The organism is Pseudomonas sp. DTU12.1 (genome assembly GCF_009873475.1).
GTDB lineage: Bacteria > Pseudomonadota > Gammaproteobacteria > Pseudomonadales > Pseudomonadaceae > Aquipseudomonas > Aquipseudomonas proteolytica.
Map to the genome: position 1 here is coordinate 2,132,178 of NZ_CP045254.1, position 18,973 is coordinate 2,151,150.

An 18,973-nucleotide genomic window follows, 5' to 3' on the forward strand; every position below is an offset into this window, starting at 1 on the left:
CGCGCGCCTGCTCTATGTAATGGACCCGATGTGTTCCTGGTGCTGGGGTTTTGCCCCGGTGGCCAAGGCCCTGGTTAAGCAGGCCCAGGCGGCTGGCGTGGAATTGCACCTGGTGGTCGGCGGTTTGCGCACCGGCAGTGGTTCGGCGCTGGAGCCGGCCACCCGGCGCTATATCCTGGAACACTGGCAGGCGGTGACTGAAGCCACTGGCCAGCCGTTCCGCCTGGAGGGCGCCTTGCCTGACGGGTTTGTGTATGACACGGAGCCGGCATGCCGGGCCCTGGTCACCGCGCGCGGACTGGCGCCGGATTGCGCCTGGACCTTGCTCGGGCTGATCCAGCAGGCATTTTACGTCGAGGGTCGCGATGTGACCCGCGCCAGTGTGCTGGTGGAACTGGCCGAGACCGCCGGGGTGCCGCGTATCGAGTTTGCCGAGGCTTTTGACCGCGCCGAACAGCATGCCGCCACGGCCGCTGATTTCACCTGGGTCCAGGACCTGGGCATCGCCGGTTTTCCCACCTTGTTGGCCGAGCGCAATGGCCAATTGGCCTTGTTGACCAACGGCTACCAGCCGCTGTCCGAGCTGTCGCCGTTGCTCGGTCGCTGGCTGGAGCGAGCCGCCTGTGGCTGATCAACCCGCCGTACGCGTTGATCGGCTGACCTGGGCAGAAATCCGCCGCCTGGCCCTGCGTCATAAAAAAGCCCTGTGGATCGCCAATGGTGTCGCCGTTCTGGCGACCCTGTGCAGCGTACCGATTCCCTTGCTCCTGCCATTGCTGGTGGACGAGGTGTTGCTGGGCAATGGCGATGCCGCACTGAAGGTGATGAACCACGCGTTGCCAGCACCCTGGCAGCAGGCCGCAGGCTATATCGGCCTGATGCTGCTGATCACCCTGGTGCTGCGTTGCGCGGCGCTGGTGTTCAACGTGGTCCAGGCGCGCCTGTTTGCCGGGCTGGCCAAGGACATTGTCTATCGCATCCGCGTGCGCCTGATCGAACGGCTCAAGCGCATCTCCCTGAGTGAATACGAAAGCCTGGGCGGCGGTACCGTGACCACGCACCTGGTGACCGACCTGGACACCGTGGACAAGTTTGTCGGTGAAACCTTGAGCCGCTTCCTGGTGGCGATGCTGACCCTGGTCGGCACCTCCGGCATCCTGATGTGGATGCACTGGAAGCTGGCGCTGTTGATCCTGTTGTTCAACCCATTGGTGATCTATGCCACGGTGCAGTTGGGCAAGCGGGTCAAACACCTGAAGAAGCTGGAAAACGACAGCACCTCGCGGTTCACCCAGGCCCTCACGGAAACCCTGGACGCCATCCAGGAAGTGCGCGCCGGCAATCGCCAGGGCTTTTTCCTCGGGCGCCTGGGGCAGCGTGCCCAGGAAGTACGTGACTTTGCCATCAACTCCCAGTGGAAAAGCGATGCATCCAGCCGCGCCAGCGGCCTGCTGTTCCAGTTCGGGATCGATATCTTCCGTGCGGCTGCGATGCTTACGGTGCTGTTTTCCGACCTGTCCATCGGCCAGATGCTCGCGGTGTTCAGCTACCTGTGGTTCATGATCGGCCCGGTGGAACAACTGCTGAACCTGCAGTACGCCTACTACGCCGCCGGCGGTGCGCTGACGCGCATCAACGAACTGCTGGCCCGCGCCGACGAACCGCAATATGCCGGGGGCGAAGATCCGTTTACCGGACACCAGACCGTGGGCATCGAAGTGCGGGGCCTGGACTTCGGCTATGGCGAAGACCTGGTGCTCAACCAGTTGAACCTGGCGATTGCCCCCGGGGAAAAGGTCGCGATCGTCGGTGCCAGTGGCGGCGGTAAAAGCACCCTGGTGCAACTGCTGTTGGGGCTCTACACCCCACAAGCGGGGACGATCCGCTTCGGCGGCGCGACCCAGCAGGCCATTGGCCTGGAAACCATTCGCGAGCATGTCGCGGTGGTGCTGCAGCATCCGGCGCTGTTCAACGACACCGTGCGCGCCAACCTCACCATGGGCCGCGAGCGCACTGACCAGGCCTGTTGGCAGGCCCTTGAAATTGCCCAGTTGGATGCTACGGTCAAAGGGTTGCCTCAAGGTCTGGACAGTATTGTCGGGCGCTCGGGCGTGCGTTTGTCCGGTGGCCAGCGCCAACGCCTGGCGATTGCCCGGATGGTGCTGGCCGAGCCAAAAGTGGTAATTCTCGACGAAGCCACCTCGGCCCTGGATGCGGCTACCGAGTACAACCTGCACCAGGCCCTGGCGCGGTTTCTCAGTGGGCGTACTACACTGATCATTGCTCACCGTTTGTCGGCGGTGAAGCAGGCTGATAGGGTATTGGTGTTTGACGGTGGACACATCGCCGAAGATGGCGACCACCAGCAACTGATAGCCGATGGCGGCTTGTACGCCAAGCTTTATGGACACTTGCAACAAGTTCGCTGAATCGATCCCGGCTCCGGCCCTGAAGGGGTCGTGTTTGGCCTCGGCTGTGCTGTCAGGAGCAGTTTTTAGTCGCCTGTGCTGATGCAAGGGATCTCATGAAGCAGAAGCGAACTCTCGGAACACCCCGGTTGCTCGGTATTGTCTGGCCCTTTATTGCCGTCGTGCTGTTCCAGGCGTTGCTGGGCTGCGTCAGTCTTTACGTGCTGTCGGCCGTGCGCGGCTATGTGGCGGGCGAGAGCCTGTGGTCCAAGGGCCAGAAAGACGCCATCTACTACCTGACCCTGTACGCCGACAACCGCGACCAGGCGACCTTTCTCAAATACCAGAACGCTATTGCCGTACCTCAGGGCGGGCATGAGCTGCGTGTCGCCCTGGATCGCGCCATCCCTGACCTGGAGGCGGCGCGCCAGGGGATCCTCAAGGGCGGCAATCATCCTGACGACGTGTCGAGCCTGATCTGGCTGTACCTCAACTTTCGCCATTTCAGCTACCTGGAAAAAGCCATCGAACTGTGGACCGTCGGTGACAGCTACCTGGTGCAACTTGATGAGCTGGCGCAGGAGATGCACCGGCAAATCATCGCCGATCGGGTCAGCAGTGCCGATATCCATGCCTGGAAAGACCGTATCATCGCGATCAACGAGGGGGTGACGCCGGCGGCCAAGGCCTTCAGCGATGCCTTGGGTGAAGGCTCCAGGGTGATTCTGCGCCTGTTGCTGATCACCAACCTGGCCACTGCCTTGGGGCTGATCGCCTTGGCGTTGCTGCGCACGCGCAAGCTATTGGCCCAGCGCCACGCGTTTGCCGATGCCTTGCAATTGGAGAAGGAGCGGGCGCAGATCACCCTGGAGTCCATCGGCGATGGAGTGATCACTACCGATGTCGATGGGGCTATCGCCTACATGAACCCGGCGGCGGAATCCCTGACCCACTGGAACGCGGCCCAGGCGCAAGGGCTGCCGTTGGCTGCGTTGTTCAATCTGCTGGATGAACACGCCCAGGCCGACGGGTTTACCCTGATCGACCATATTCTTGACGGTCAACTCAGCGGTGGCAGCGAGCACTCCAAGCTGATCCAGCGCCTGGATGGCAGTACCGTCTCCGTGACCCTGGTCGGCGCACCGATCCGCAGCGCCGGCAAGGTCAGTGGCACGGTGCTGGTGTTGCACGACATGACCCAGGAGCGCCAGTACATTGCCAATCTGTCCTGGCAGGCGACCCATGATGCCTTGACCGGGCTGGCCAATCGGCGTGAATTTGAATATCGCCTGGAGCAGGTGCTGCATGGCGTCGGGCGCCAGCAGTCGGCGCGCCATGCCTTGATGTTCCTCGACCTGGACCAGTTCAAGCTGGTCAACGACACCTGTGGCCATGCGGCGGGCGATGAACTGTTGCGGCATATCTGCGCCTTGCTGCAATCGGACCTGCGCGAAGGCGATACCCTGGCCCGCCTGGGCGGGGACGAGTTCGGCATCCTGCTGGAGAACTGCCCGGCGCCGGTGGCCGAGAAGATCGCCGAGAGCCTGCGACATACCGTGCAAAACCTGCACTTCGTCTGGAAAGGCCGACCGTTTGTCACCACGGTCAGTATCGGCCTGGTGCATATCTCGCACACCCCGACCACCCTGGAGACGTCATTGCGTGCCGCGGATATGGCCTGCTACATGGCCAAGGAGAAGGGGCGCAATCGGGTGCAGGTCTATCATGCCGACGACACCGAGCTGTCGTTGCGCTTTGGCGAAATGGCCTGGATCCAGCGCCTGCACATGGCCCTGGAAGAGGACCGCTTCTGCCTGTATGCCCAGGAAATCGCGCCCTTGGGCCACACCGAGGCGGGGGCCGGGCATATCGAGATCCTGCTACGCCTGCACGATGAAGCGGGGCGGATCATTTTGCCTGACAGCTTTATCCCGGCCGCCGAACGCTACGGGTTGATGACCTCGCTGGACCGCTGGGTGGTAGAGAACGTGTTCAAGCTGATCGCCCGTTGCATGCTCGAGCGACCTGGCAGGCCCATGGCGATGTGTGCGATCAACCTGTCGGGCATCACCATCGGCGATGACGATTTCCTGCGTTTCCTGCGGGAGAAGTTCAGTGCCTATGGGATTCCACCTGGCATGATCTGTTTTGAAATCACCGAAACCAGCGCCATTTCCAACCTGGGCAGCGCGATTCGTTTTATCAATGAGCTCAAGGCGTTGGGTTGCTGCTTCTCCCTGGATGACTTTTGTGCCGGAATGTCCTCATTCGCCTACCTCAAACATTTACCTGTAGACTTCCTGAAGATCGATGGAAGTTTCGTAAAGGATATGCTGGACGACCCGATTAACCGCGCCATGGTCGAAGTGATCAATCACATCGGCCATGTCATGGGTAAACGCACGATTGCCGAGTTTGTCGAAACGCCGCACATCGAGCAGGCACTGCTCGAGATCGGCGTGGACTACGCTCAGGGCTACCTGATTGAGCGCCCGCAATTGTTTACCTTCGACAGTTTGCAATGTCGACCTGCGCGCCCGCAGCCTCTGTTATTCAGGGCGCCCGGCACGTTCCGCTGAAACATCTGCTGGTCTGTACACATCACAAATCAAAAGGAGCCCGACAGTGATCGACACATTCAGCAGAACCGGCCCGCTTATGGAAGCCTCAAGTTACCCCGCCTGGGCTCAGCAATTGATCCAGGACTGTAGCGAGAGCAAGCGCCGCGTTGTCGAACACGAACTGTACCAGCGCATGCGCGATAACAAGCTCAGCGCCAAGACCATGCGCCACTACCTGATCGGTGGCTGGCCAGTGGTGGAACAGTTCGCGTTGTACATGGCACAAAACCTGACCAAGACCAAGTTTGCCCGACATCCTGGGGAGGATATGGCGCGACGTTGGTTAATGCGCAATATTCGCGTGGAACTGAACCATGCCGATTATTGGATGCACTGGGCGCGCGCCCATGGCGTCGGCCTGGAAGAGCTGCAGGCGCAAAATGTTCCGCCAGAGTTGCATGCGCTGAGTCATTGGTGCTGGCACACCAGTTCGGCCGATTCGTTGATCGTTGCCATTGCCGCCACCAACTACGCCATCGAAGGCGCCACTGGGGAGTGGTCTGCGCTGGTGTGTTCAACGGGCGTGTATGCCGCTGCTTTCCCTGAAGAAGACCGCAAGCGCGCCATGAAGTGGCTGAAGATGCATGCCCAGTACGACGACGCCCACCCGTGGGAAGCGTTGGAGATCATTTGCACCCTGGCGGGCATGAACCCGAGCAAGGCGTTGCAAGTAGAACTGCGCCAGGCTGTGTGCAAAAGCTACGACTATATGTACCTGTTCCTGGAGCGCTGCATGCAACTGGAGAAAACCCCAGTGACCCGCGAGCGCCAGGTGCTGGCGACCAGCGAAGCCTGACCCGGGCATGGCGGGGTAGCGTTTACCCCGCCATTGCCAGGCGGTTACGGCCTTCGCGCTTGGCCACGTACAAGGCATTGTCGGCGCGGCGCAGCAGGCTCTCGGCCGACTCGCCCGCCAGCAACGTCGCGCAACCCAGGCTCACCGTCAATTCGATACGCGTAGCGTCTGCCCAGTAGTCCCGGGCCTGCGCTGCCTGGCGCAGGCGTTCGCCGACCAGGGTGGCGGCCTCGCGGCTGGTGTTGGAAAGCAGGATCAGGAACTCGTCCCCACCAAACCGAAACACCATATCCACATTGCGCAACTGGCTTTTGATCGAGGCAGCGACGGCCTTGAGCACTTTGTCGCCGGTGGCGTGGCCGTGGCTGTCGTTGATGTGCTTGAAGTGATCGATGTCGAGCATCAGCAAGGACAGCGGATGCAGGTGCCGCTTGGCCATTTCGATCTCGCGGCCCAGGGTCTGGTCCATGGCGACGCGGTTGCCGGTCTCGGTCAGTGGATCGCGCAGGGCGGTGCGGGTCGCGGAGCGATACAGCAAGGCGTTGCGCATCGGGTAGAGCAGGCTGGCCAGCAGCGACTCCAGATTGCCCTGTTCCTCCTCCGTGAAACGCTGGTTGCGGCGAAACACCAACTCTCCCAGGTGCTCGCCCTCGTGGCTGAGGCTGTAGCTCACGGAGTGATGACCACGCTGGCCGTATTCCAGGCGCAGGTCGCTGGCTTCATGGCGGTATTGCAGGGCATCCAGGGGCACAAGGCGTTGCACTTCGCGAAAGAACAGGCCAAGGATTCGCTCCGCCTCCAGGCTGGTCTGCAATTGCAGGTTCAGTTGCTGGCGCAGTTGCCCGAGGCTGATCGGGCGCCGTGCGATAAGGGAAGGCTGGCCAAAGCCCAGGCGTTGCAATTTGGCACTGTCGAAGTCAATTGCGTTGGTCTGGGTCGGTGTTTTCATAAGCGGGTAGGCCTCTAAGCACTTAATGCTGTCTTACAGGCTCAATGGGGGCGGCCGCTGGCGGGCGCCTTACTGTTCCTTCAGTTCCGTAAAACATAGGTAACAGTCTAGTCCGCTTTGCCGGGGGTTATAACCCCTGATCCCATGCCACACGTCTTTACGTCGTGCCGCCTGTTTGAAGCAAATTGGAGCGAAAAGCGTGCCATTTCGTGCAATATTTTTTATTGCTTATAAAACAAGGGGATGGGATTTAGTGCGTCTGCACAGCGCTGGGAATTTGGCGCCAGCCCCTGTGGGGGGGGCTTGTTGTGGCGAGCGGGCTTGCCCCGCGCTGGGTGGCGGAGCCGCCCCAAAACCTGCCGGCTCGGTATGTCTGAAACAACTGCGGTGTCTGGGGTGGGGCTGCTACGCAGCCCAGCGCGGGGCAAGCCCGCTCGCCACGGGGTAAGTCGTCAGTTTTTGAGAGTTGTGTAGCCCAGGCAAACCAGCCCCCATATGTGATGGGTGGGCAAGGTCCTGTGGGTTTGTTGTGGCGAGCGGGCTTGTCGGAACGCCGCATCGCCCGCGTTGGGTGGCGGAGCCGCCCCAAAACCTGCCGGCTCGGTATGTCTGGAACAAACGCGGTGCCTGGAGTGGGGCTGCTACGCAGCCCAGCGCGGGGCAAGCCCGCTCGCCACGGGGTGAGTCGTCAGTTAGAGACGTAGGGTTATCCCAGGCCAGCCCGCTCCCGCGTTGTGGGGATTACTGCGCGTCGAATGCCTGCCCATTGATCCCCGAGCTATCCGGGCCCATCAGGTACAGGTACACCGGCATGATTTCTTCCGGCAGCGGGTTGTTGGCCGGGTTTTCTCCAGGATAAGCCTGGGCTCGCATGCTGGTGCGGGTGGCGCCTGGGTTGATGCTGTTGGCGCGCACTGCGGCAACGGTGTCGAGTTCGTCCGCCAGGGTTTGCATCAGGCCTTCGGTGGCGAATTTCGATACGCCATAGGCGCCCCAGTAAGCGCGCCCTTTGCGCCCGACGCTGCTGGAGGTAAACACCACCGACGCGTCCTGGGACAGCTTGAGCAGCGGCAGCAGCGTGGCAGTCAGCATAAACATGGCGTTGACGTTGATATGCATGACGCGCATGAAATTCTCGCCCGACAGCTGTTCGATCGGGGTGCGCGGGCCGATGATCGAGGCGTTGTGCAGCAACCCGTCGAGATGGCCGAATTCTTTTTCGATCATTGCCGCCAGCTCATCGTATTGATGGGGCAGGGCGGTTTCCAGGTTGAACGGAATCACCACCGGTTGCGGGTGGCCGGCGGCTTCGATTTCATCGTAGACCTGGGCCAGGTTGGCTTCGGTCTTGCCCAGCAACAGCACGGTGGCGCCGTGGGCGGCGTAGGTCTTGGCTGCAGCAGCACCAATCCCGCGACCGGCGCCGGTGACCAGGATGACCCGGTCCTTGAGCAATTCTGGGCGTGCGGAGTAATCAAACATAATCGACCTCAACAAAATTCAGTGGGGCAACACATATCTGAATGTGGGAGCGGGCTTGCTCGCGAAAGCGTAGTGTCAGTCAACTCTTTATCAGATGACCCACCGCCTTCGCGAGCAAGCCCGCTTCCACATTAGAGCTTCATTGGTTAGCCATTCAGCAGCTGCAGAGTGCGCTATCGAGCACTTTGCGCAGTTCCAGCGGATGATCGACCACAACGTCGGCACCCCAGTTGCGGGCGTTGTCGTCGGGGTGGATGTAGCCATAGGTGACGGCGGCGGTGCGGGTGCCGGCGTCACGCCCTGACTCGATATCCCGCAGGTCGTCGCCCACGAACAGTACGCTGGCCGGGTCCAGGTCGAGCATCTTGCAGGCCAGGATCAGCGGTTCCGGGTCAGGCTTGCTGTTCTTCACGTGGTCCGGGCAGATCAGTAGCGCCGAGCGTTGGGCCAGGCCCAGTTGCTCCATGATCGGCTCGGCAAAGCGCAGCGGCTTGTTGGTGACCACGCCCCAGATCAGCTTGGACCGTTCGATGTCTTCCAGCAGTTCGGCCATGCCATCAAACAGCTTGCTATGGATCGCGCAGCCCTTGAGGTAGCGTTCGAGGAACTCCAGGCGCAACGCTTCGAAGCCTGGGGACTCGGGGTCCATGGCAAACGTCACGGCAACCATGGCCCGGGCGCCGCCGGAGACTTCATCGCGGATATGCTGATCGTTGATCGGCGCAAGCCCGCGCTCGGCACGCATGGCCTGGCAGATGGCGATAAAGTCCGGCGCGGTATCGAGCAGCGTACCGTCCATGTCGAAAAGAACCGCTTTCAACTTCACAGGTTTATTCCTCTCGCAGGGTCTGGATCATGTAGTTGACGTCGACGTCGCTGGCCAGCTTGTAGTGCTTGGTCAGCGGGTTGTAGGTCAAGCCGATGATGTCCTTGACGGTCAGCCCGGCCTGGCGGCTCCAGGCACCCAGTTCGGAAGGACGGATGAATTTCTTGAAGTCATGGGTGCCGCGCGGCAGCAGCTTCATGATGTATTCGGCGCCGATGATCGCGAACAGGTAAGCCTTGGGGTTGCGGTTGATGGTGGAGAAGAACACCTGGCCGCCGGGCTTGACCATACGAAAACACGCGCGGATCACCGACGATGGGTCGGGCACGTGCTCCAGCATCTCCAGGCAGGTCACCACGTCGAACTGCTCGGGCATTTCCTCGGCCAGGGCTTCGGCGGTGATCTGGCGGTACTCCACGCTCACGCCCGACTCCAACTGATGCAACTGGGCCACGGCCAGAGGCGCCTCGCCCATGTCGATGCCCATCACCGTGGCGCCGCGCTGGGCCATGGCCTCGCTGAGGATGCCGCCGCCGCAGCCCACGTCGAGGACTTTCTTGCCGGCCAGATTGACGCGCTCGTCGATCCAGTTGACCCGCAGCGGGTTGATGTCGTGCAGGGGCTTGAACTCGCTCTCGCGGTCCCACCAGCGGTGGGCCAGGGCTTCGAATTTGGCGATTTCGGCGTGGTCGACGTTACTCATGGGTAGTCCTCTAAATCCGATAAAACGGTGTGCCTGGCCGGAATATTGATCCTGGGCCGGCGTTATTCGTGGTGTCCACTGATGCGCTGGCCCCAGGCAGCGGCCATGGCGCTCAGTTGCTGCTCATCCATACGGGTCAGTTGCCGGTCGTCGAGCAGTTGCTTGCCGCCGACCCAAAGGTGTTTCACACAATCGCGTCCGGTGGCATATATAAGCTGCGAGACCGGATCGTAGATCGGTTGCTGGGCCAGTCCTGAAAGGTCGAAGGCCACGATATCTGCGGCCTTGCCCACCTCCAGCGAGCCGATTTCAGCCTCCAGGCCCATGGCCCGCGCACCGTTGAGGGTGGCCATGCGCAGCGCACGGTGGGCATCCAGGGCGCTGGCCGAGCCGGCGACGGCCTTGGCCAGCAGCGCGGCGGTGCGGGTTTCGCCCAGCAGGTCCAGGTCATTGTTGCTTGCTGCGCCATCGGTGCCTACTGCCACATTGACGCCGGCCTGCCACAAGCGTTCCACCGGGCAGAAGCCACTGGCCAGTTTCAGGTTGGATTCCGGGCAATGGATCACGCTGCTGTTGCTTTCTACCAGCAACGCCAGGTCGTCTTCGCTGATTTGGGTCATATGAACGGCCTGCAAGCGCGGGCCGAGCAGGCCCAGGCGCGCGAGTCGGGCCAGGGGGCGTTCGCCATACTGTTCCACGGACTGCTGCACTTCAAAGGCGGTTTCGTGGACATGCATATGAATGGCGGCGTCCAGTTCCTCGGCGATCACCCGGACTTTTTCCAGGTTTGCATCGCTGACGGTATAGGGCGCATGGGGGCCAAAGGCGATTTTGATTCGCGGGTGATGCTTGAGGTCGCCAAACAGCTCCACGCCTTGGCGGATCGCCTCGTCGGCATTGGCTGCGCCGGGTATCGGGAAGTCGAGGATCGGAATGGCAATCTGTGCCCGCAGGCCGCTGTTGTGTACGCGTTCGCTGGCGACCTTGGGGAAGAAGTACATGTCTGAGAAGCAACTGATGCCGCCCTTGATCTGCTCGGCAATCGCCAGGTCGGTGCCATCACGTACAAACGCTTCATCGACCCACTTGGCTTCGGCCGGCCAGATATGTTGTTGCAGCCAGGTCATCAGTGGCAGGTCGTCGGCCAGGCCGCGAAACAGGGTCATCGCCGCGTGGCCATGGGCGTTTACCAGGCCCGGGCTGAGCAGCACTCCGGGCAACTCGCGCACTTCATGGGCTGCCAGTTTCAGCGCCTGCGCGCGCGGGCCGATAAACGCGATGCGCCCGTCGCGGATGCCCAGGCCATGCGCCTTGAGCACCACGCCCGCAGGCTCGACCGGTACCAGCCAGCTTGGCAGTAGCAGTAAGTCGAGCGGGGCGGCAGGTGGCGTCATAGCGGGCATCGTCCGGGGCGGTCATATAAAGAGGGCGAAGTATACCCGAGCGTCCTGGCTGGCGGATCGCTATAATCCGCGGCTTTTGTTGATGAGTACGGGGTGAGGGATGCGCGATCGACTGTTGGCAGCGGAGAAAGTGAAGGCCATCGATTGGCGTGATGGCGCACTGCACCTGCTCGATCAGCGTGCGCTGCCCTCCCGGGAAAACTGGGTGACCTGTGCGACGGTCGACGAAGTGGCCGCGGCCATTCGTGCGATGGTGGTGCGGGGCGCACCGGCCATCGGCATCAGCGCCGCCTATGGGCTGGTGCTGGCCGCGCGCGCGCGGATCGCCGAGGGCGGTGACTGGCAGGCTTCATGGGAGGAGGACTACGCGTTGCTGGCCGATTCCCGTCCCACCGCGTCGAACCTGTTCTGGGCCATCAAGCGCATGCGTGATCGCCTCGATCGCCTCAAAAAGCACGCCGATCCGCTGGCGGTGCTGGAGGCTGAAGCCATCGCGATCCATGAAAGCGACCGTGAAGCCAACCTCACCATGGCGCAATTGGGCGTCGAATTGATCCGCAAGCATCAGGGCAATGCCCAGGCGATCCTGACCCATGGCAACGCCGGGGCCTTGGCGAGCGGTGGTGTAGGCACTGCGCTGGGGGTGATCCGTGCGGCGTTTCTGGAGGGCATGGTCGAGCAGGTCTATGCCAACGAAACCCGCCCCTGGCTGCAAGGCTCGCGGTTGACCGCCTGGGAACTGGCGGGCGCGGGCATTCCGGTCACGGTGAATGCCGACTCGGCTGGCGCGCATATCCTCAAGACCAAGGGGGTGACCTGGGTGATTGTGGGGGCTGACTGCATCGCCGCCAATGGCGATGTGATCAGTAAGATCGGCACCTACCAGTTGGCCGTGTGCGCCATGCACCATGGCGTACGCTTTATGGTGGTGGCGGCGAGTTCGACCCTGGACCTGATGATGGCTACTGGTGATGACGTCGCCCTGGAAGAGCGGGATGCCGGCGAGCTGCTGGACGTCGCCGGGCAGCGATTTGCCGCTGATGTAACAGCCTTCAACCCGGTGTTTGACGTCACACCGGCGGACCTGATCGACGTGATCGTCACCGAAAAAGGCATCGTCGAGCGGCCTGATACCGCCAAGATCGCCAAACTGATGTGCCGTAAGCGCCTGCATTGAGGGCTTTGGTGTCTGGCAGATTGCAATCGCGGGCAAGCCCGCTCCCACATTATGAGTGCCTTCATAAAACAACGGTGGGAGTGGGCTTGCCCGCGATTGGCCCGAAAAGCCAGAAAAACCCTCGGATCCACAGGCAAATCCTAGCCTCTATTCAGCTCTGAGCCCCTCTCGTCGCCCTCAAGCCTGTCATCCGTCAACTTACTACGCTCCATGCGCATCTGGGGGATAGGTGCGTGGCGGCGATTGTGATACCATTCGGCGGTTTCCAAGGTCACCCCAAGGGGCGACCTTTAATGCGCAGATCCGTGTCATAACTCGTTGATTTGTCGTAAGTCGTTGCCAGGCATCATGCCGGCGGCGGCGAGCTTCGTTCGTCCCATATGGATGTGACGAGGTTTCACCCGAAAAAGGAATCAGGCTTCTCATGGGCGAACTGGCCAAAGAAATCCTCCCGGTCAATATCGAAGACGAGCTGAAACAGTCCTACCTCGACTATGCGATGAGCGTAATTGTCGGGCGGGCACTGCCTGATGCGCGCGATGGCTTGAAGCCCGTGCACCGGCGTGTGCTGTTCGCGATGAGCGAGCTGGGTAACGACTGGAACAAGCCGTACAAGAAATCTGCCCGTGTTGTCGGTGACGTGATCGGTAAGTATCACCCTCACGGCGACACTGCGGTGTACGACACCATCGTTCGGATGGCCCAGCCGTTTTCCCTGCGCTACCTGCTGGTAGACGGCCAGGGCAACTTCGGTTCGGTGGACGGCGACAACGCCGCGGCCATGCGATACACCGAAGTGCGCATGACCAAGCTGGCACACGAGCTGCTGGCCGACCTGCACAAAGAAACCGTGGACTGGGTGCCGAACTACGACGGCACCGAAATGATCCCGGCGGTCATGCCGACCCGTATTCCCAACCTGTTGGTCAACGGCTCCAGCGGTATCGCCGTGGGCATGGCCACCAACATCCCGCCACACAACCTCGGTGAAGTCATCGACGGTTGCCTGGCGCTTATCGACAACCCCGAGCTGACCGTCGATGAGCTGATGCAATACATCCCCGGCCCGGACTTCCCGACCGCCGCGATCATCAACGGTCGCGCCGGCATCATCGAAGCCTATCGCACCGGCCGTGGCCGCATTTATATGCGCGCCCGCTCGATGATCGAAGACATCGACAAGGTCGGTGGCCGCCAGCAGATCGTCATCACCGAACTCCCGTACCAGTTGAACAAGGCACGCCTGATCGAGAAGATCGCCGAGCTGGTTAAAGAGAAGAAGCTCGAAGGCATCACCGAACTGCGCGACGAGTCTGACAAAGACGGTATGCGCGTGGTGATCGAGCTGCGTCGTGGCGAAGTGCCTGAGGTGATCCTCAACAACCTCTACGCCCAGACCCAACTGCAAAGCGTGTTTGGTATCAACGTCGTGGCCCTGATCGACGGTCGCCCGCGCATCCTGAACCTCAAGGATCTGCTGGAAGCCTTCGTGCGTCACCGTCGCGAAGTGGTGACCCGCCGCACCGTGTTCGAACTGCGCAAGGCCCGCGAACGCGGGCACATCCTGGAAGGCCAGGCGGTTGCGCTGTCGAACATCGACCCGGTTATCGCCCTGATCAAGGCTTCGCCGACCCCGTCGGAAGCCAAGGAAGCGCTGATCAAGATGCCGTGGGAATCCAGCGCCGTCGTGGCGATGGTTGAACGTGCCGGTGCCGATTCGTGCCGTCCGGAGACCCTGGACCCGCAATACGGCCTGCGTGATGGCAAATACTTCCTGTCGCCGGAACAGGCCCAGGCCATCCTGGAACTGCGTCTGCACCGTTTGACCGGTCTGGAGCACGAGAAGCTGCTGGCCGAGTATCAGGAGATACTCAACCAGATCGGCGAGCTGATCCGCATCCTCAACAGCGCCGTGCGCCTGATGGAAGTGATCCGCGAAGAACTGGAAGTGATCCGCGCCGAATACGGCGACGTGCGCCGCACCGAAATTCTTGATGCGCGCCTCGACCTGACCCTGGGTGACATGATCCCGGAAGAAGAGCGCGTGGTGACCATTTCCCACGGTGGCTATGCCAAGACCCAGCCTTTGGCTGCGTACCAGGCCCAGCGCCGCGGTGGTAAAGGTAAATCGGCGACTGGCGTGAAGGATGAGGACTACATCGCTCACCTGCTGGTAGCCAACAGCCACACCACGCTGTTGCTGTTCTCCAGCAAGGGCAAGGTGTACTGGCTCAAGACCTACGAAATCCCGGAAGCGTCCCGCGCTGCCCGTGGACGTCCGCTGGTCAACCTGTTGCCGCTGGACACCGATGAATACATCACCACCATGCTGCCGGTCGAGGAATACACCGAGGGTCACTTCATCTTCATGGCAACCGCCAAAGGCACCGTGAAGAAGACCCCTCTGGAATCCTTCAGCCGCCAGCGCAGCGTGGGCCTGATCGCCCTGGAGCTGGACGAAGGCGACGTGCTGATCTCTGCGGCCATTACCGATGGCGAGCGGGAAGTCATGCTGTTCTCCGACGGTGGCAAAGTGACGCGCTTCAAAGAGTCCGACGTGCGTGCGATGGGCCGTACCGCCCGTGGTGTGCGCGGGATGCGCCTGCCGGAAGGGCAGAAGCTGATTTCCATGCTGATCCCGGAAGAAGGCAGCCAGATCCTTACGGCTTCGGCCCGTGGTTATGGCAAGCGCACCGCTATCAGCGAGTTCCCCGAGTACAAGCGTGGCGGCCAGGGTGTGATCGCCATGGTCAGCAACGATCGCAACGGCCGTCTGGTCGGCGCGGTCCAGGTGCTGGATGGCGAGGAAATCATGCTGATTTCCGACCAGGGCACCCTGGTACGTACCCGTGTTGATGAAGTGTCGAGCCTGGGCCGTAACACCCAGGGCGTGACCTTGATCAAGCTGGCCAGCGACGAGACCCTGGTGGGCCTGGAGCGTGTCCAGGAGCCATCGGAAGTCGAAGGCGAGGAGCTGGAAGGTGAGGAGTTCGATGGCGAGGTGATCGCAGCCGGCGATGACAGCGTCGACGAGCCAACCCTCGATGCTGCCGCAGACGAAGAAGAACCGCAGGAATAAGCGGACAACCAAGGGGGCGGATGAAGATTCGCCCCCTTGTTATTTGTCCCTTTTGAAAGTTTGCAATACTGCGCATTCCCCTGTGGGAGCGGGCTTGCTCGCGAAAGCGGCGTATCAGTCAGCGCATAGGCGGGCTGACACACCGCTTTCGCGAGCAAGCCCGCTCCCACAGGGGTTATGTGTCGAACACGAATTATGTGACCAACAGATCAGAGCGAGATTGGATGTGAGCAAGAGAGCCTATAACTTCTGTGCTGGTCCCGCGGCACTTCCTGAAGCAGTCCTGCAGCGCGCGCAGGGTGAACTCCTCGACTGGCATGGCAAAGGCCTCTCCGTGATGGAAATGAGCCATCGCAGTGATGAGTTCGTGTCCATTGCCACCAAGGCCGAGCAGGATCTGCGTGACCTGCTGGACATCCCGTCGGACTACAAGGTGCTGTTCCTGCAAGGCGGCGCCAGCCAGCAGTTCGCCCAGATCCCGCTGAACCTGCTGCCGGAAGACGGCACTGCCGACTATATCGATACCGGTATCTGGGGGCAGAAGGCCATTGAAGAGGCCTCGCGCTACGGCAACATTAACGTGGCCGGTACTGCCAAGCCCTACGATTATTTCGCTATTCCAGGTCAGAACGAGTGGAAGTTGTCCAAGGACGCGTCCTATGTTCACTACGTCCAGAACGAAACCATCGGCGGCCTGGAATTCGACTGGGTACCTGAAGTCGGTGATGTCCCGTTGGTGTGCGATATGTCCTCGGACATTCTCTCGCGCCCGATGGATGTGTCCCGCTACGGCATGATCTACGCCGGCGCGCAGAAGAACATCGGCCCGAGCGGCATCCTGGTCAACATCATCCGTGAAGACCTGCTCGGTCGTGCCCGCTCGGTGTGCCCGACCATGCTCAACTACAAGGTCGCGGCCGACAACGGCTCGATGTACAACACTCCGCCGGCTTTTGCCTGGTACCTGTCGGGCCTGGTGTTCGAGTGGCTCAAGGAGCAGGGCGGCGTGGCAGCCATGGGCAAGCTCAACGAAGAGAAGAAGCGCACCCTGTACGACTTCATCGACGCCAGCGGCCTGTACAGCAACCCGATCAGCCTGAGCGCCCGTTCGTGGATGAACGTGCCGTTCCGCCTGGCCGATGACCGCCTGGACAAGCCATTCCTGGCGGGTGCCGACGAGCGTGGCCTGCTCAACCTCAAGGGGCATCGTTCGGTAGGCGGCATGCGCGCCTCCATCTACAACGCCGTCGACATCAATGCCATCAAGGCACTGGTGGCCTACATGGCAGAGTTCGAAAAGGAACACGGCTAATGTCTGAGCAAGAACTCAAGGCCCTGCGTGTACGCATTGACGCCCTGGACACCAAGGTCCTGGAGCTGATCAGTGAGCGGGCGCGGTGTGCCCAGGAAGTGGCGCGGGTCAAGATGGCTTCCCTGGCCGAAGGCGAAGTGCCGGTGTTCTATCGTCCAGAGCGCGAAGCCCAAGTGCTCAAACGGGTGATGGAGCGTAACCAGGGGCCGCTGGGCAATGAAGAGATGGCGCGGTTGTTCCGCGAAATCATGTCTTCGTGCCTGGCCCTCGAGCAGCCATTGAAAGTGGCGTACCTCGGCCCCGAAGGCACCTTCACCCAGGCGGCGGCGATGAAGCATTTCGGCCACGCGGTGATCAGCAAGCCGATGGCGGCCATCGATGAGGTGTTCCGCGAAGTGGCTGCCGGTGCGGTGAACTTCGGCGTAGTGCCGGTGGAAAACTCCACCGAAGGCGCGGTCAACCATACGCTTGACAGCTTCCTTGAGCACGACATGGTGATCTGTGGCGAAGTCGAGCTGCGTATTCACCACCACTTGCTGGTGGGCGAAAACACCAAGACCGACAGCATCAGCCGCATTTACTCCCACGCTCAGTCCCTGGCCCAGTGCCGCAAGTGGCTGGACGCTCATTACCCGAATGTCGAGCGCGTCGCGGTCTCCAGCAACGCCGAGGCGGCCAAGCGGGTCAAGGGTGAGTGGAATTCGGCGGCGATTGCCGGGGATATGGCTGCGGGCCTGTACGGCCTGACGCGCCTGGCCGAGAAAATCGAGGATCGCCCGGACAACTCCACGCGCTTCTTGATGATCGGCAGCCAGGAAGTGCCGCCGACCGGCGACGACAAGACGTCGATCATCGTCTCCATGAGCAACAAGCCGGGGGCGCTGCATGAGCTGCTGGTGCCGTTCCATGACAACGGGATTGACCTGACGCGCATTGAGACCCGTCCTTCGCGCAGCGGTAAATGGACCTATGTGTTCTTTATCGACTTCGTCGGCCACCACCGTGATCCGCTGGTCAAGGGTGTGCTCGAGAAAATCAGTCAGGAAGCCGTGGCACTCAAGGTGCTGGGTTCCTACCCAAAAGCGGTTTTGTGAGGCTTTGACATGAGTGGCAACTTCCTCGCCCTGGCGCAGCCGGGCGTGCAACAACTGTCGCCTTACGTTCCAGGCAAGCCTGTGGACGAGTTGGCGCGCGAGTTGAATCTGGACCCGGCGAAGATCGTCAAGCTGGCCAGCAATGAAAACCCCCTGGGGCCAAGCCCCAAAGTGCTGGCGGCGATCCGCGAAGAGTTGGCGGAGCTGACCCGTTATCCCGACGGCAACGGCTTTGCCCTCAAGTCCCTGCTGGCCGAGAGCTGCCGGGTCGAGTTGAGCCAGGTGACCCTGGGCAACGGCTCCAACGACATCCTGGAGCTGGTGGCGCGTGCCTATCTGGCCCCGGGCCTGAATGCGGTGTTCAGTGAGCACGCGTTTGCGGTGTATCCGATTGTCACCCAGGCTGTCGGCGCCGAGGCGCGGGTGATTGCGGCCAAGGACTGGGGGCATGACCTGCCGGCCATGCTGGCGGCCATCGATGCCCAGACCCGCGTGGTGTTTATCGCCAACCCGAACAACCCGACCGGTACCTGGTTCGGTGCCGACGCGCTGAACGAGTTCCTGCAGGATGTGCCTGGGCACGTGTTGGTGGTGCTGGACGAGGCCTACATCGAATACGCCGAAGGCAGTGACTTGCCCGACGGCCTGGACTTCCTCGCGGCCTACCCGAACCTGCTGGTATCGCGCACGTTCTCCAAGGCTTATGGCCTGGCGTCGCTGCGGGTTGGCTACGGGTTATCCACAGCCGTTGTCGCGGATGTGCTGAACCGCGTGCGCCAGCCATTCAACGTCAACAGCCTGGCGCTGGCGGCGGCCTGTGCGGCGCTCAAGGATGCCGAGTACCTGGAAGAAGGGCGGCGGATCAACGAAAGCGGTATGCAGCAGCTGCAGCAAGGCTTTCGTGAGTTGGGCCTGGGCTGGATTGAGTCCAAGGGCAACTTTGTCTGCGTAGATCTCGCCCAGGAGGCCGCTCCGGTATTCCAGGGCCTGCTGCGCGAAGGCGTGATCGTGCGTCCGGTGGCCAATTACGGCATGCCCAACCATTTGCGTATCACCATCGGTTTGCCGGCTGAAAACAGTCGCTTCCTTGAGGCGCTGGCCAAGGTCCTGGCCCGTGGTTGAT

General features: G+C 61.6%; 14 protein-coding genes. 9 read left to right on the top strand and 5 right to left on the bottom strand.

Annotated features, from left to right (window positions below):
• Nucleotides 1-28: 28 nt before the first annotated feature.
• From GDV60_RS09540 to GDV60_RS09555, 4 genes are all read left to right on the top strand, one after another.
• Nucleotides 29-631: a DsbA family protein gene (locus GDV60_RS09540; protein WP_178121345.1), complete on the top strand. Its 603-nt coding sequence runs from the start codon at nucleotides 29-31 to the stop codon at nucleotides 629-631.
• Entirely contained in the window at nucleotides 624-2,429 is a 1,806-nt protein-coding gene (locus GDV60_RS09545) for an ABC transporter ATP-binding protein (RefSeq protein ID WP_092235104.1), read from the top strand. Before GDV60_RS09540 ends, GDV60_RS09545 begins: the two co-directional genes overlap by 8 nt.
• A gap of 95 nt (nucleotides 2,430-2,524) precedes the next feature.
• Nucleotides 2,525-4,987 carry an EAL domain-containing protein gene (locus GDV60_RS09550; protein ID WP_159906953.1) on the top strand — a complete coding sequence of 821 codons (2,463 nt, stop codon included), beginning with the start codon at nucleotides 2,525-2,527 and terminating at the stop codon, nucleotides 4,985-4,987.
• Nucleotides 4,988-5,066: 79 nt separating this feature from the next.
• Nucleotides 5,067-5,825 carry a TenA family transcriptional regulator gene (locus GDV60_RS09555; RefSeq protein WP_371923820.1) on the top strand — a complete coding sequence of 253 codons (759 nt, stop codon included), beginning with the start codon at nucleotides 5,067-5,069 and terminating at the stop codon, nucleotides 5,823-5,825.
• Between the two features lie 22 nt (nucleotides 5,826-5,847).
• Here GDV60_RS09555 and GDV60_RS09560 read toward each other — a convergent pair whose 3' ends face one another.
• The 5 genes from GDV60_RS09560 to GDV60_RS09580 form a co-directional block, all read right to left on the bottom strand.
• Entirely contained in the window at nucleotides 5,848-6,774 is a 927-nt protein-coding gene (locus tag GDV60_RS09560; protein WP_154907654.1) for a GGDEF domain-containing protein, read from the bottom strand.
• A gap of 741 nt (nucleotides 6,775-7,515) precedes the next feature.
• Nucleotides 7,516-8,256 (bottom strand): YciK family oxidoreductase, encoded by a 741-nt coding sequence (locus GDV60_RS09565; protein ID WP_032863166.1) that lies wholly within the window; start codon nucleotides 8,254-8,256, stop codon nucleotides 7,516-7,518.
• A 154-nt stretch (nucleotides 8,257-8,410) separates the two neighbouring features.
• The gene (gene mupP / locus GDV60_RS09570; RefSeq protein WP_029298714.1) at nucleotides 8,411-9,082 is read right to left on the bottom strand and encodes an N-acetylmuramic acid 6-phosphate phosphatase MupP; all 672 of its coding nucleotides are present in this window, start codon (nucleotides 9,080-9,082) and stop codon (nucleotides 8,411-8,413) included.
• Between the two features lie 4 nt (nucleotides 9,083-9,086).
• On the bottom strand, nucleotides 9,087-9,785 hold the full coding sequence (gene ubiG / locus GDV60_RS09575; RefSeq protein ID WP_003172645.1) for a bifunctional 2-polyprenyl-6-hydroxyphenol methylase/3-demethylubiquinol 3-O-methyltransferase UbiG: 699 nt from the start codon (nucleotides 9,783-9,785) through the stop codon (nucleotides 9,087-9,089).
• A 62-nt stretch (nucleotides 9,786-9,847) separates the two neighbouring features.
• Entirely contained in the window at nucleotides 9,848-11,179 is a 1,332-nt protein-coding gene (locus GDV60_RS09580; protein WP_070995204.1) for a TRZ/ATZ family hydrolase, read from the bottom strand.
• Nucleotides 11,180-11,288: 109 nt separating this feature from the next.
• Between GDV60_RS09580 and mtnA the strand changes: the two genes are divergently transcribed.
• The 5 genes from mtnA to hisC all read left to right on the top strand — a co-directional run bounded on the left by mtnA (nucleotide 11,289) and on the right by hisC (nucleotide 18,972).
• Entirely contained in the window at nucleotides 11,289-12,365 is a 1,077-nt protein-coding gene (gene mtnA / locus GDV60_RS09585; protein ID WP_159906957.1) for an S-methyl-5-thioribose-1-phosphate isomerase, read from the top strand.
• Nucleotides 12,366-12,789: 424 nt separating this feature from the next.
• Complete coding sequence (gene gyrA / locus GDV60_RS09590; RefSeq protein ID WP_029298707.1) at nucleotides 12,790-15,444, top strand: DNA gyrase subunit A; 2,655 nt, start codon at nucleotides 12,790-12,792, stop codon at nucleotides 15,442-15,444.
• Between the two features lie 226 nt (nucleotides 15,445-15,670).
• On the top strand, nucleotides 15,671-16,756 hold the full coding sequence (gene serC, locus GDV60_RS09595; RefSeq protein WP_029298706.1) for a 3-phosphoserine/phosphohydroxythreonine transaminase: 1,086 nt from the start codon (nucleotides 15,671-15,673) through the stop codon (nucleotides 16,754-16,756).
• Nucleotides 16,756-17,850 (top strand): prephenate dehydratase, encoded by a 1,095-nt coding sequence (pheA, locus tag GDV60_RS09600; RefSeq protein WP_029298704.1) that lies wholly within the window; start codon nucleotides 16,756-16,758, stop codon nucleotides 17,848-17,850. Before serC ends, pheA begins: the two co-directional genes overlap by 1 nt.
• A gap of 9 nt (nucleotides 17,851-17,859) precedes the next feature.
• On the top strand, nucleotides 17,860-18,972 hold the full coding sequence (gene hisC / locus GDV60_RS09605) for a histidinol-phosphate transaminase (RefSeq protein WP_092235122.1): 1,113 nt from the start codon (nucleotides 17,860-17,862) through the stop codon (nucleotides 18,970-18,972).
• The last annotated feature ends 1 nt before the right edge of the window (nucleotide 18,973 follow it).

Bases quoted from the DNA above. Each gene is read 5' to 3' on its own strand.
- GDV60_RS09565 (WP_032863166.1), bottom strand. From the start codon at position 8,256: ATGTTTGATTACTCCGCACGCCCAGAATTGCTCAAGGACCGGGTCATC.
- GDV60_RS09555 (WP_371923820.1), top strand. From the start codon at position 5,067: ATGGAAGCCTCAAGTTACCCCGCCTGGGCTCAGCAATTGATCCAGGAC.
- gyrA (WP_029298707.1), top strand. From the start codon at position 12,790: ATGGGCGAACTGGCCAAAGAAATCCTCCCGGTCAATATCGAAGACGAG.
- GDV60_RS09540 (WP_178121345.1), top strand. From the start codon at position 29: ATGTGTTCCTGGTGCTGGGGTTTTGCCCCGGTGGCCAAGGCCCTGGTT.
- GDV60_RS09560 (WP_154907654.1), bottom strand. From the start codon at position 6,774: ATGAAAACACCGACCCAGACCAACGCAATTGACTTCGACAGTGCCAAA.
- GDV60_RS09550 (WP_159906953.1), top strand. From the start codon at position 2,525: ATGAAGCAGAAGCGAACTCTCGGAACACCCCGGTTGCTCGGTATTGTC.
- pheA (WP_029298704.1), top strand. From the start codon at position 16,756: ATGTCTGAGCAAGAACTCAAGGCCCTGCGTGTACGCATTGACGCCCTG.
- hisC (WP_092235122.1), top strand. From the start codon at position 17,860: ATGAGTGGCAACTTCCTCGCCCTGGCGCAGCCGGGCGTGCAACAACTG.
- ubiG (WP_003172645.1), bottom strand. From the start codon at position 9,785: ATGAGTAACGTCGACCACGCCGAAATCGCCAAATTCGAAGCCCTGGCC.
- mtnA (WP_159906957.1), top strand. From the start codon at position 11,289: ATGCGCGATCGACTGTTGGCAGCGGAGAAAGTGAAGGCCATCGATTGG.
- GDV60_RS09580 (WP_070995204.1), bottom strand. From the start codon at position 11,179: ATGACGCCACCTGCCGCCCCGCTCGACTTACTGCTACTGCCAAGCTGG.